This window comes from Methanosarcina barkeri 3, assembly GCF_000970305.1.
Lineage (GTDB): Archaea > Halobacteriota > Methanosarcinia > Methanosarcinales > Methanosarcinaceae > Methanosarcina > Methanosarcina barkeri_A.
The window spans coordinates 138034-151860 of record NZ_CP009517.1; the positions used below are offsets into that span (position 1 = coordinate 138034).

General features: G+C 42.1%; 10 protein-coding genes and 1 tRNA gene. 9 read left to right on the forward strand and 2 right to left on the reverse strand.

Features of this window, described 5'->3' with window-relative positions:
• Positions 1-248 precede the first annotated feature (248 nt).
• The 6 genes from MSBR3_RS00590 to pyrE all read left to right on the forward strand — a co-directional run bounded on the left by MSBR3_RS00590 (position 249) and on the right by pyrE (position 5994).
• Complete coding sequence (locus MSBR3_RS00590) at positions 249-431, forward strand: methytransferase partner Trm112 (protein ID WP_048105713.1); 183 nt, start codon at positions 249-251, stop codon at positions 429-431.
• Between the two features lie 14 nt (positions 432-445).
• Positions 446-1192 carry a DUF7524 family protein gene (locus tag MSBR3_RS00595; RefSeq protein WP_048105715.1) on the forward strand — a complete coding sequence of 249 codons (747 nt, stop codon included), beginning with the start codon at positions 446-448 and terminating at the stop codon, positions 1190-1192.
• Between the two features lie 754 nt (positions 1193-1946).
• Positions 1947-3551 (forward strand): glutamine hydrolyzing CTP synthase, encoded by a 1605-nt coding sequence (pyrG, locus tag MSBR3_RS00600; protein WP_048105717.1) that lies wholly within the window; start codon positions 1947-1949, stop codon positions 3549-3551.
• Positions 3552-3839: 288 nt separating this feature from the next.
• On the forward strand, positions 3840-4073 hold the full coding sequence (locus tag MSBR3_RS19715) for a hypothetical protein (protein ID WP_155396604.1): 234 nt from the start codon (positions 3840-3842) through the stop codon (positions 4071-4073).
• A gap of 676 nt (positions 4074-4749) precedes the next feature.
• Positions 4750-5277 carry a CDP-2,3-bis-(O-geranylgeranyl)-sn-glycerol synthase gene (locus MSBR3_RS00605; protein ID WP_048105719.1) on the forward strand — a complete coding sequence of 176 codons (528 nt, stop codon included), beginning with the start codon at positions 4750-4752 and terminating at the stop codon, positions 5275-5277.
• A gap of 159 nt (positions 5278-5436) precedes the next feature.
• Positions 5437-5994, forward strand: a complete 558-nt coding sequence (gene pyrE, locus MSBR3_RS00610) for an orotate phosphoribosyltransferase (RefSeq protein WP_048105722.1) — start codon at positions 5437-5439, stop codon at positions 5992-5994.
• A 30-nt stretch (positions 5995-6024) separates the two neighbouring features.
• On the opposite strand, the gene MSBR3_RS00615 is transcribed toward pyrE, so the two are convergent.
• Complete coding sequence (locus MSBR3_RS00615) at positions 6025-6345, reverse strand: carboxymuconolactone decarboxylase family protein (protein ID WP_048105724.1); 321 nt, start codon at positions 6343-6345, stop codon at positions 6025-6027.
• 451 nt (positions 6346-6796) lie between these two features.
• Between MSBR3_RS00615 and purD the strand changes: the two genes are divergently transcribed.
• The 3 genes from purD (at position 6797) to MSBR3_RS00630 (ending at position 9803) form a co-directional block, all read left to right on the forward strand.
• The gene (gene purD, locus MSBR3_RS00620; protein WP_048105726.1) at positions 6797-8098 is read left to right on the forward strand and encodes a phosphoribosylamine--glycine ligase; all 1302 of its coding nucleotides are present in this window, start codon (positions 6797-6799) and stop codon (positions 8096-8098) included.
• 402 nt (positions 8099-8500) lie between these two features.
• Positions 8501-9409 carry an ornithine carbamoyltransferase gene (gene argF / locus MSBR3_RS00625; RefSeq protein WP_048105727.1) on the forward strand — a complete coding sequence of 303 codons (909 nt, stop codon included), beginning with the start codon at positions 8501-8503 and terminating at the stop codon, positions 9407-9409.
• Between the two features lie 309 nt (positions 9410-9718).
• Positions 9719-9803, forward strand: a tRNA-Leu gene (locus MSBR3_RS00630).
• Positions 9804-10446: 643 nt separating this feature from the next.
• Here the strand turns inward: MSBR3_RS00630 and MSBR3_RS00635 are convergent.
• Positions 10447-13827 (reverse strand): Swt1 family HEPN domain-containing protein, encoded by a 3381-nt coding sequence (locus MSBR3_RS00635; RefSeq protein WP_048105728.1) that lies wholly within the window; start codon positions 13825-13827, stop codon positions 10447-10449.

Genomic DNA, 13827 nt, shown 5'->3' on the forward strand with positions numbered 1-13827 from the left:
ATAAAATATTAGTTTTGATATTAGCTTATGTAAAAAATAACATTCGATAAAGTGAACAAGCTTCAAATCGTGAGTGCCTGTAAATATAGATTACATTAAAATAGAAGATGAATTGAATACGGTTAAGTAACGGGATAAAGTTTACATCTGCAGAATGAAAAAGTAAGGATTGGGAGCAATCATCTGTCCTTACTGGTGTGTAACTATGTCTCCTCCTATCGGAAAAGAGACTTTAACGGTGAATTCTAATGAAAAAAAATCTTATGGATATTCTGGCCTGCCCTATATGTAAGGGCGATCTGATTTTGAACGTAGTAGAAGAAAATGAAGAAGAGGTCATATCCGGAACTCTCTACTGCCCTGTATGCAAAGAGCACTATCCCATTGATGAGGGGATTCCAAACTTACTTCCTCCTGACCTTAGAAACTGATATGAGGGTTAAACTTGCAGCAGACATTCCAGAATGTTATTATCAACAGACAGGAAATAAACTCAATTGAGTTTGAAAAAGAAAGTGTTGAGATTTCTCTTTCTCCAGGCGGAGAAGAAACCTTTGAGATCCTGATCACAAACTACGGGTCACCTACGCATATTCATTTCTCGGTAAGTGATGAACTGAAAGGTCAGATCGCTTTTCTGAGGGACAATCCATATGTGCTTCAGAAAGAATATATTTCTGTAGCTGCAAGAATCCCGCAAGAAGGCAGGGTGCTTACAAAAGGGCAGATCTATATCACAGCAGGTTACGGCTCAATAAAGAAAGGTTTTCCGGTCCAGCTTGGAAAAATTGATTCAAAGTCGCAGGAGCACTCCGATGATGAGTCCCGTATAGGGAATCAGGAAGAGAAATTGATTTCTCAAAGATCCTCAGTTATACTACCTGTAAAGAAGCTTTCTCACTCGAGATCAGAAAGAGGATTTGGCGACTTTTCATCTTTTATCCGTAGAAGCTTTACAGGAAGCTTTTCAACCACAGAAAGAAAGATTCCCAAAAGTGTAAGTGAAAACGAAAAATTACCTCTGAATATTGCTTTTGGAGGCTTTTTGCTACTTGTATGCTTATTCTTCCTCTACTTTATACTGCCATCGAGCCTTCAGTTCGAAGTCAGCTTTGCCCAGTCGCTTTTGTTTTCAATACTATTTGTGACCTGTATGATATATATTCTGCTAAAAATTGCAGAAGAGAGCTAAGTCCTTTAGCAGCAGTTAAGGGCTAATCTCTGTCAATTAATACTCTTCAAAAATGTGTTCAAATTGTTGTATTCTGATAGATAAAGACTATCAGAAAGAACACATAATTGTCCTTTCTGTGGTTTATCTATTGATCATTGATCTTAATGCTTCTATTAATAATACTCAGTTGGGGCTACAGTGTGACCATAAAATCGGAAGATACCTCTCAATTCGGTGCGGAAAGTAGTCACGAGAAATACAGTTTTAAATCCGAGATTTAGATTTATTTTGGACCTAATACTCCTCAATTCAGCAGATTCAGACCTTAGAATTAATTTCTGAACCCTATGAGAATTGGCTTCAGGTACGTAAATAAGGGTTCATCTGGTTTGGAGCTGAGAAGTGCGCGGAAAAGTACACATCAAATATTCGTAATTACGGAATCATTTGAAGAGTAGGAAAAATGTGCTTTTCTGTATCTGATTCTCCCTCACTCCAGATTTTTAAGTCTACATTCACTTTATGAATTACTTTGTGGTATCTACTCGTCCAGATCTATTTCTTTTACTTTCACTTCTTATTTGAGCCTGTTCATTTTTAGAAGTTGGGAGTAATTTTTATATCATGAAGATATTGGTATTGTGTTCGTACAAGAGGATTAATGACAGATTTCTTATACATTGCTAATTTGATTATTTCCTGTCTAACTCCACGTAATATTCTTTAGTAGTCTGAAATCACTATTAGGAAAAACTAGTGAGGAAGCTTATCCATGAAGTATATCATAGTTACCGGTGGGGTGATGAGCGGGCTTGGAAAAGGCATTACCATCGCATCCATTGGCAGAAACCTTAAAAACAAAGGTTATAAAGTTACGGCTATCAAGATCGACCCTTACATCAATATTGATGCAGGCACCATGAGCCCCTACCAGCATGGGGAAGTTTTTGTGCTCAAGGACGGAGGTGAAGTTGACCTGGATCTTGGGAATTACGAGCGGTTCCTTGATACTGAGCTTACAAGAGACCATAACCTTACCACAGGCAAGATTTACTTAGAAGTAATTTCCAAAGAGAGGAGAGGAGACTACCTTGGAAAGACCGTTCAGATAATTCCCCATGTCACAAATGAAATAAAAAGCCGGATCAGAAAGGTTGCAGCCCGGAGTGGCGCTGATGTCTGTCTTATTGAAATCGGAGGAACTGTTGGGGACATTGAGAGCATGCCTTTCCTTGAGGCTGTACGCCAGATGCATAGAGAAGAGCCTTCCGAAAATATTGTATTTATACACGTGACCCTGGCTATGGAAGACCTTCAGGGGGAGCAAAAAACCAAGCCTTCGCAGCATTCCGTAAAGGAACTTCGTGCCCTTGGGCTCAGTCCTGAAGTAATCGTTGTAAGATCAAAGTCTCCTCTTCAGGAAAGTGCCAAAGAAAAAATTGCCCTCTTTTGTGATGTTCCCCAGGAATTGGTTATCAGCGCTCATGATGCCAATGATATTTATGAAGTACCTCTTGAGATCGAAGAACAGGGATTGACCACTCAGCTCATGAAGCACCTGCAACTGGAATCCAGTGTCGAAAACGGCGCATGGAAAGAGATGGTCGCAAGGATGAAATCTACAACTGATACGGTCAAACTGGCAATTGTCGGAAAATATACTAATCTTGAAGACTCTTACCTCAGCATCCTTGAGGCTGTGAAACACGGAGGAATTGATAACGGATGCCATGTTGAAGTCAATATGGTTGAAGCCGAAATCCTGGAAGAACATCCAACCAATATTGAAAAGCTAATACAGTATGATGGAATTCTTATTCCGGGTGGCTTTGGCGGGCGCGGTACGGAAGGCAAAATGATGGCAATTAAGTTTGCCAGGGAAAACGACATTCCTTTCCTTGGAATCTGCCTGGGCATGCAGCTTGCAGTCATCGAGTTTGCCAGAAATGTGGCTAAACTGGAAGGGGCAAACAGTACGGAATTTGACGAAGATACCCCTTACCCTGTGATTGATCTCCTGCCTGAACAAACCAGTGTTGCAGACCTGGGTGGAACCATGCGCCTTGGAGACTATGAGGCCATCCTTAAAGAAGGCTCTATTGCTTCTAAAATCTACGGGACTAATTACATTGTCGAGCGCCACCGCCATAGGTATGAGGTTAACCCGGAGTTTGTTGACAGACTTGAGTCTTACGGGATTGTTTTTTCCGGCAAAAACAAGAACAGGATGGAAATTGCCGAAATTCCTGGCAAGCGTTTCTTCTTTGGTTCCCAGTTCCATCCCGAATTCAGGTCAAGGCCTGGTAGACCGTCTCCTCCGTTCAATGGTCTCGTCGCGGCAATGTGCAAATACAGAAAGGAAAGAGAAGGGCAATAAATAACAGATAACGTCAGCAAATAAATAATGTCGATAAATGAATGATGTCGATAAATGAATGATGTCGATAAATGAATGATGTCGATAAATGAATGATGTCGATAAATGAATAACGCCGATAAATAAAACCATGCCGGATAAAGCAGGCAGAGGTTATTTTAGGGGATTTATCACTAACTCCCTTTTTTGTAAAGATTATAATCGTATAGGAGAAGTTCAAACTTTAATCTAATCAGATACTCTGCCAAAAAGATTTATTCGGTGGGAAACTGATAAATACTTTTAAAATTGAAAAAGGTAGATTATGCGACATCTATTGAGGCATCTTATAGAAATAATGCTTTTACAGATATCGCAACTTCATCAAAATCTATGAAGGTACTAATTATGGCAATGTCTAAAAAAGATCTGGATAAGAAGAAAATCGCTAAGAGAGAAAAACTTGAGGAGCTTGAAAAACAGGCTTCTGCAGGCAGCAAGGACGCCAAGAAGAAGCTTGCAAAGGAAAAGAAGAAAAAATAATTCTTTATAATTCTTTATAATTCTTTGTATAATTCTTTGTAATGTATTTCTTTTCTATATGGCGTAAGAAGATCCGGGGACTCTTCACCCCGATCGACACCAATTTTTATTTTCAAGATCGTACTAAAAGTGATCTAAAGTTATGTTACCTATCTCAAAACTTTTACATTTCTAAATCCTTACTTGTCTACTATTGAATCTTTTACATCTCTAAATCCTTAATTTTCTATTATTGAATTTTATTGTCATTTAATTCTTTGTTCTCACGGACTTTTCCTATCATTCCATAATCTGATTACTCTTCAAAAAAAACTATTCAAGATAGTATATTATAAAGGCATTGGGAAGTGCTAATTAAGATCAAGATTTAAAAAGAAATACAATTAAATAGAGTCAATAGTTACATAATCTCATTAGCTGAGTATGTCAAGCCCTTGTTTAAGATCCATTACTTAAGTCGATTGATTAGTTCCATTTTTAAGTCAATACTCTTGACTGAACTGACTTATTAAAAAGCAGGATAAGACAGCGGGTACAAGTTATACTGGTATGCTCCGCGTGTAATTAATATAGAAATAAAGTACAGTGATGTCCAGAAAGTTGAGCTCGCCTCAAGAAAAAAACTATATAAAGAGTTGATACCACGATCGAGCTGATAATCAAAGCCTTCTGGCTGATGCTTCCTGCATACCTTCCCAATCCTTTTGCAGCTGTTTTCGGCGGCGGAAAACCAATTGACGGAGGAAGGACTTTAAAGGACGGAAGAAGGATTATAGGAGATGGAAAAACCTACAGAGGACTTTTTTCAGGCATTTTTTTCGGAGTGCTTGCAGGTAGTATCCAGATCTGGCTGAGTTCAAAAGGCTTCGAGATTCTGGGAGTCGAGATGCCAGCCTTCGGCCCAAATTATACTGAGGCTTTCAAAGTTGTTCTTGCCCTTGCCTGCGGCTCGCTTTTCGGGGATATGTTCAAGAGCTTCTTCAAGCGCAGGATGGGTATGAAAAGGGGAGCTCCGCTTCCACTTGTAGATCAGCTGGACTTCGTAATCGGAGCCTGGGTTTTTGTATACCTTACAGCTCCGGAATGGTTTGTGAGCAATTTTACGCCCTCGATAATGATAATCATCCTTATAGCGACACCTCTGCTGCATCTTACAACAAACATAATCGGATACGTTACAGGTATAAAGAAAGAACCATGGTAAAAAAGAATCGTGGCAACTTTCAAAATATATATATTTTGTGCAGTCACATGAATTTATACAGTTATTAATAAAATAATATTAATAAAGTAATAAAATCTGATATGTTGCAAGGCAACATTTAATAGAAAATAGCTAATAAGGCTGCAAACCGGTGAGACCATGAACAAATCGGAAACCAAAAATGAGTTAGAGACACAAAAACAGGAACTGATCGCAGCCCTCAAGGCCTGCGGAGCTATCCGCTACGGAAATTTCACGCTTGCCTCGGGAAAAAAGAGTAAGTATTACATAGATATCAAAAAAGCAAGTACCGACCCTAAAACCCTGAAACTTATAGCACGACAGGCAGCATTCAGGATAAAACAGATGGATGTGAACATAGTAGCAGGAGTAGAACTTGGAGGTGTGCCTCTTGCGACTGCAGCTTCCATAGAAACCGAACTTCCCCTGCTTATAGTCAGGAAAGCTATAAAGGACTACGGTACTAAGAGCAGGTTTGTAGGTGACATTGAACCGAAAGACAGACTTGTAATGCTAGAAGACGTAACTACAAGCGGAGGTTCGGTCAGGAACGCAATTGAGGTTGTCAGGGAAACCGGAGCAAATGTCAAGTACGTAATCAGTGTCGTGGACAGAGAAGAAGGAGCAACTGAAAACTTAAAAGAGGTAGATGTGGAACTTGTTCCTCTTGTGAGTGCAAGCGATCTCTTAAAGTAAGGAAAGTGCAAGAGCACATTCCTGGAAGTTTCAGATTTTACCTTCAAATCCATCAATTGCTGCAGGAAGGCACTCAAGAACGTTAGCAAAACCGGAGTGATGAAGGTTCAGTACCACTGCAGCAATAATTTCTTCACGAGCTGCACCCTCGTTTTTTGCCATCATTGCATGCATCTGTACGCCTCTTGGATTTCGATTCGCAGTCTGGATAGCTATGTTGATCAACTGCTTTGTTCTGGCATCAAGGCCCTTTAATGCTTTCTGGGCTTCGATAAGGTCATTAAAACGTGCTGCTACTTCCGGACATTCTTTCTGGAAAACTTCATATGGATTTTGGTTCGTATTTTTCATCTCCTGAAAGAATCTAATCATTATTACTTTATAAAAATTAGGTTTTTCATCTAAAAGAAAGTACGTGTTTTCATCCTGCTAAAAAAAACCGGGTATTCGGTTCGAAGAAACTGAATTTCTACCATTGGAAAAACTGGAGTAAAAATATGAAATCAATCTCAAAAAGGAAAATTATTAGTTGGATTTGAAGCCTGACAATGACAAGATATTTATTAGAAGAAATAGAGAATTAGGAAGTCCTTCAGTACATTCCTTATTAAATGTATTTGGTTAAATTGCTAACAAATTATCAATAAAAAGAGACAGCTGTATAAAGCAGTATTGAAAGGTTTTGAGGACTGAAATTCATTACCTTTTTCTTATCTCACCTATTTCACCTTATATCAGTACATATTGAAACCATACTTATACTTGAATGTAAAAGGAATCTTTTTAAAACAGGAGAATAAAAATGAAAATTTTGCTTATCGGCGGAGGCGGAAGGGAACATGCAGTCGCCGAAGGAATTAAGAAAAGCAAGCATAATCCTTCTCTTTATGCGTTAATGGCGAAAAAAAATCCCGGAATTGCTGCCCTCTGTGAGGACTTTCTCCTTGAGAAGGAAACCGAAGTTGAAAAAGTAGTTGAGTATGCAAAAGCCAGAAATGTCGAAATGGCTTTTGTAGGCCCTGAAGCCCCTCTTGCAGCAGGAGTAGCAGACGCCCTCTGGGAAGCCGGAATTCCGGTCGTAGGGCCTAAAAAAGCCTGTGCAATTATAGAGTTTGACAAGGCCTGGGCAAGAAATTTCATGAAAAAATACGGAATAGAAGGCTGTCCTGCCTATGAAGTTTTCACAGAGGAAAAGCCTGCACATGCTTTCATAGAAAAACTGGGCGACGTAGCAGTTAAACCCTCAGGTCTGACAGGAGGCAAAGGCGTAAAAGTTATGGGAGACCAGCTCCCTGACCTTGAGGCTGCCAAAGCCTACACAAGTGAGTTGCTTGAGAAAGGAGCTGTGGTCATAGAGGAACGTTTTATCGGAGAGGAGTTTACACTTCAGGCCTTTGTAGATGGAAAAAGCCTTGTTTTCTTCCCTGCAGTGCAGGATCACAAAAGAGCTTATGAAGGAGATCTCGGACCGAATACAGGTGGTATGGGTTCATATACCGATGCAGGAGAAATCCTGCCTTTTATGCTCCCTGAAGACCTTGAGAAGGCAAAGAAGATCATGCAGGATACCGTAAATGCACTTTCCGAGGAAACCGGGGCCGGGTATCAGGGTATTCTTTACGGACAGTTTATCCTTACAGCCAGCGGCCCTAAGGTAGTGGAATTCAATGCTCGGTTCGGTGACCCAGAAGCTATGAATGTGATTCCCCTCCTTGAGACTGACTTCGTGGAAATTATGTCTGCGGTAGTTAAAGGGACACTGGGAAATTTGCCTGTAAGCTTCAGCAAGAAAGCAACTGTCTGTAAATATGCTGTTCCTGCCGGATATCCTGAAAAGCCTGAAACGGACAGCGAGGTAACTGTAGGTGATATAGGAAAAGCTTCCATTTATTATGCCAGTGTCTACGAAAAAGAAGGAAAAGTTTACACAACCAGTTCCCGTGCCATTGCAGTTGTCGGGGTTGCTGAAACCATAGCTGCAGCCGAAAAGATTGCCCAGAATGCCCTTGAAAATCTCCACGGCAAGCTATTTTTCCGGAAAGACATTGGGACTGCCGCTCTTATCCAGAAGAGAATCGACCATATGAAGGAACTTAGAGGCTAATTGCTGAAAGGTTAACTGCTGAAAAATAAGGCTAATTGCCGAAAGGTTAACTGCTGAAAATAAGGCTATTGCCTGACCTGTCATTGCAAAAGTACGGCGTGCAAATAAGTACTATGCAGTAATATAAATTAAAGTTCAACCAGAAAGAAGTAAGTTCAGTTAAAAAAGAGAAACTCAGCTTGAATGAAGTAAGTTCGGCTTGAATAAATCAAATTCAGCTTGAATAAATCAAATTCAGCTTGAATAGATCAAATTCAGTTTGAATAGATCAAATTCAGCTTGAATAGATCAAATTCAGCTTGAATGAAGCAAGTTCAGCTTGAATGAAGCAAGTTCAGCTTGAATTGAGCAAATTCAGCCTGAATGGAGTAAATTCAGCTAGAGTAAGTCGGGGTTGAAGTGATGAAGAAGGATGTACTTTCGATAACTGATCTGTCCAGAGAAGAGATTTATGAACTTCTCGAATCTGCCATGGACCTGAAAGAAAAACGCAAAGCTGGAGAACCTACAGAGTACCTGAAAAACAAAAGCCTGGGAATGATTTTTGAGAAATCTTCTACAAGAACCAGGGTGTCTTTTGAAGTTGCAATGACTGATTTCGGAGGACATGCCCTTTACCTGAATTCCAGAGATATCCAGGTAGGAAGAGGCGAAACTATTGAGGATACTGCGCGAACTCTTTCAGGCTACCTTCACGGAATCATGGCCAGAGTTATGAGCCACGAGACTGTGAAAAAACTTGCCGAATATTCAACCATACCCGTGATCAACGCGCTTTCGGACAGGGAGCACCCCTGCCAGATCCTTGGCGATTTCATGACCATACTGGAGTACAAGGACAAATTCGAAGGCCTGAAATTCGCCTGGGTAGGAGATGGAAACAACGTCTGCAATTCAGCCCTGCTAGGCTCGGCAATTATGGGAATGGAGTTTGTCGTTGCCTGTCCGAAAGGATACGAGCCAAAAGCCGAATTCCTTGAAAAAGCAAAAGCCCTCGGAGGCAAGTTTACAATTACGGATGACCCGAAAGCTGCTGCAAAAGACGCTGATATCATTTATACCGATGTCTGGGTCTCTATGGGCGATGAAGCCGAACAGGAGAAGCGCCTGAAGGACTTTTCCGCTTTCCAGGTCAATACCGAACTCCTTGGAGTTGCAAAACCGGATGTAATAGTTATGCACTGCCTGCCAGCCCGTAGAGGCCTTGAGATTACGGATGAAGTTATGGACGGCCCGAATTCCGTAATTTTTGAAGAGGCTGAAAACCGTCTGCACGCACAAAAAGCCCTTATCCTGAAATTGATGAGATGAAAATTTCATCAATTCCAACCTACTTTATATACTTGATAAGTACCAGAACTTCTTTTGAGTCCTGTATTCGGAATTTCAGTTTAAATCTGTTTGAACTCTTTTTCCAAAAGAGTAAATTCTTAAAAAAGTTCAGGCAAATTTCGCCCTCCGAGCAGGCTTTCAAGGAAAAAGTATAAGAACAAAGAGCACTACTATTGCTCCTGCAACATAAGCTACATCGTGCGAGAGTTGCCCAGCCAGGTCAAAGGCGCTGGATTCAGAGTTTAACATAGAGGACTATATTTTATTCAACAGTAAACAAACCAACATGCGAGAGTTGCCCAGCCAGGTCAAAGGCGCCAGATTCAGAGTCTGGTCTTGTAGGAGTTCGTGCGTTCGAATCGCACCTCTCGCACTTTTTTTAATTACTTCTATGCTTTTATCTAATTCTTTAAGTTTCTTATTCTATATTTAAGGCATATAATAGTTCACGTAGTCTTCAGGGTTATATTTTGAGAAGGAGAATAGACATGTTATATAACTTTGGAACTATTATAAAAAATAACAATTATATATAATAGTCAAATAAACAAGATTATGAAAATATGCAAAAGTTGTAATGGACAATATGAAGAGAAACACATATTTTGTCCAAAATGTCACAAAATCCTTTATCCTGACGTATCTCCAAAAGTTGCTCTTAATAAAACACATCTAGAGCGAGAGCCTCAGTACGATGACTGGGATCCACCATCTCCTACAACCATATACTGTAGAATCAAAAATATTCCCTATGAAGTTTTCAAGTACAATAGAGCAAAAGGACTATATTCTCTTGGGCCGCGGAGAGTTAGTGATTAGCTGAGGAAAAAAGAATACTGTTGCCTCACATGTTCATATTACTTAGGGCCGGAATGCACCCTTAAGGGAAGAGATGTTTTCCCAAAGTCTATTTGTAAATCTTATGAACCTAAACCTTGAGGAGTCCAAATCTAAGACTGATAAACATGCAAGCAACAACAATTCTACTTTATCCTGAAATTACTCTAACTGATTAATTACTCTTTTTCGAACCCATGACTATTAAACTTCAGCGTCCTGCTGTTTTCAGTAACTATTCTTACAACATTATCCGGAACTCCTGATAGAGTCTCTGCTTCAATTTCCAGGGTCACTGTAACCTTGGAGCCGAGCAAACCTACTAGGTGAGAGATTACTTCATCGGCTATTTTTCCAGCATCACGACCTACACGGGCTGGATCAAGAGTTACACTGCCATAGAAACGTTTTGGAGGCTGTTCTACAGGTTCTATGACTGTAATTACAGCTCCGTTCCCTGTTACCACTGCTGTTCCTGTATCTGTAGTGTTTCCACCGGATACTATATATGGTTCCCTCGGATCCACAACCTCTCCTGAAGGAGTAGGTGGAATTACCACAGGAGAAGGAGTTTCTGCTTTCTGCTGATTTAAAGCCACATCTGACTTCACCAGCAAGCCTGAAAGGTTATCCTCGGTAAGTGTCAAGAGATGCCCACAGCGAAGTCCACGGTAACGTTTTGCTGTTTGGTCAAAACTATCGGCGTAAGTAAAAGAGTCGTCCAACCATGAGATCAGGTTGTTCCCGTCACAAACTGCACGTACTAGCACTGAAGGTCTTACCAGCCTGGGAAGGTAGAGATAGGATGCAAAATCCTCTGCCAGCTGCTTTACTGAAACATTATCCCCACGCCAGAGAGGAATTCTATCAAGCTCCATGCGAAGGCGTGTACCCGCAAGAGCTGTTATTAGCAATTCCTCATTTTTGAGTTTCTTGCTGGCTCTAACTGCGAGAGGATCCTGGCCTGTAAGTCTGATAGACTGCCACTCTATGGAAGACTGTGGATTTACTTGCACAGGCACAAGAAGCCACAGATATGCCTCTGGAATCCGTGCTGCTACCGTTTTGTCTGCAGAATCTCTTTGACTCTGGGCTTGCTTTACCTGATGAGGAGAAAGGTCGAGTATCTCTTTTTCTCCGAGAATTGACTCCCATGCAAGGTATTTGCGAACTGCTTCATCAAGATCCTGCAAGCGCGTCTTATCAGCTGCAAGGAAGACAAGGGTATTGCGATATTGACGAGGGTTACTGCCACGGCTTTCAAAAATTGCTCTCGAAGCTTTTTCAGCTCCGTTTCCTGCTTCTTTAGTATAAGTGTGGTCAATTCCAAGCACTACAAGACGTGCATCCAGATCATCAGGAATATCAGCACTTGATGTAGGAAGAGGGTGCACACGACTGAAGTCGCCTTGATGGCGAAGGTCAGCACGCAGTCGTTTGTCAAGCTCCTTTACTACCTTGTCAGGATCGCGCTTAAGCTGCTCTGCACGGTCTTCAGCCAGTTTGGTGACCGTGGGTTGAGTAGAGTACCAGTAGCGAGGGCCGTCTTGGTAGAGGTATGTTGCTGAAGAGGACAGCCTTCTGAGAGCATCTCCAAAGACTGCAGGAGACTCGCCAGGCATTACGCATCCAAGTTTCACTCTTCTGTCCTCAAGACCACGGTTAGCAGCGGTCAGAGTAGGAGCAGAGCCTAGATAAATAGTACGTGCTACGCGGCGGCAGGCAGAGAATTTACCTAGGTTAGGCACTTCTGAGTCGATACGCAGAGGTAGAGAACTGGAGCCATCTACATCTTTTTCGATAATGGGAGTCCAGTTGTCTGAGAGATAACGGGTAAGCTCAGTCTGCACACGCGTATCTTCTATAGGAATGTTTGCCGGAAGGATGAGCGGATTTTTGTCCCCTTTTTCCCAGAGGCTATAGATAACTGCAGCCATAAGGCGCAGTACCCCTCTTGTGCGCTGGAACTTCACAAGGGTAGACCAATCAGTATAGAGCCTGTCAAAAATCTCCGGATGAATCGGATAAGCTGCTTTTATGCGTTTTTCGTAATCAGAATCCCGGCATTCGGGAGGGAATTCCTGGCTCTGGGAGCGGTAGAGCTCAACAAACTCGCGAGCCACAACATCCCTGTCTTTATACTGGGAAGGATCAGTAATTGGTTCAAACAACCGTCTGCGCACGATTTCAAACCCTTCTTCTGCACTTGCAGGTCTCCAGGAAGATTCCAGCCGCCCTACAACATTTCGAAGCCTTTCAAGAGCTTCTCGACCACGCTGACCTCCCACTTCTACGTCGTCAACCTGAGAGTTAAGAGAAGTAGCAGTGTCTGAAGCTGGCAGACTGATAACAAGCAGACAATTTCTGGCAAGCTTTGCAGATTCAGTAAGAGCCTGGGCAAAGGTGAATTGAGTTTCAAAACCACCTGCAGGTAGGTCGCTCTGGTCATGGAGCTGGCGGGCATAAGCTACCCATTCATCAATGAGAATAACGCAAGGCCCATATGTGTTGAAAAGTTCGCGTAATACGTCACCAGGGCTTGTTGCTTTTTCGTCGTCTGCTCTTACACGTTCGTATGCCTCTTTTCCACCAAGCTGCCAGGCAAGTTCACCCCAGAGAGTATGTATGACTGTCCCATCGGATTTTGTTGCAGGATTTCCGGGGGAGATTTTGTTTCCCACAAGAACTACACGCCTTGCATGTGGAATCTTGGGAATTCCGGCTTCCATTAGTACGCTTTCAATTCCCGGAAGCTCATTTCCGCTAACGTTTTTAGAGAAGAGGTGGTAAAGTGCCAGCATAGAGTGAGTTTTTCCTCCCCCGAAGTTTGTCTGAAGCTGGACAACAGGATCTCCTCCCAGCCCTGCAATGCGCTGCAATGAGCTTACAAGGAGACCTTTAAGGCTTTCAGTAAGGTATGTACGCCTGAAAAATTCAACAGGATCTCTATATTCGTCCGTCCCTTCCCCAAGGTGAACCTGCCAGAGGTCGGCTGCAAACTCAGCCTGCTGAAAGCGTCCGCTTGCAACATCATGGTGGGGAATGACGACTTCTCTCCAGGGTTTGAGGCTGCTGGAAGCACTTTCGATCCCTGTTCCTGAGTTTTTGCGCCTTTCGTTCCTCACCTGTTCATCAAATATTACCCGGCGAAGCTCCATTTTCATTTTGTGAACTTCATCAGCCTTTGGGGAGGAAATTGCTGCCAGTAATCTTTCTGTCGAGTCTAAAGCCCTGTCTGCGTCGTCGCTTGAGAAAGGCTGCTGATGTGCCCATTTATTTCTCACATCCCTGAGCTCACTTACCAGAGTTCGTTCGGAAAAGCCTAGAGTATTGCGGAAAACATCATTCCAGGTATCCCACATGAGCTTGAAAAGCCCTGCTGCGTCAAGGTCAGAAATGGGCTTTCCTGCAAAGATCATGTCTCCGCCCAGGACTTGAGCTACCTTTTCTCGAGCTTCTCCCTGATAGACATTTTCCATCTCTCTCTCAACATAAGGCCCAAGATCTCCTTTTAGCAGTTCCAGCGCTTTTCCCACACGTTCGCTGTTGCTCATTGACAT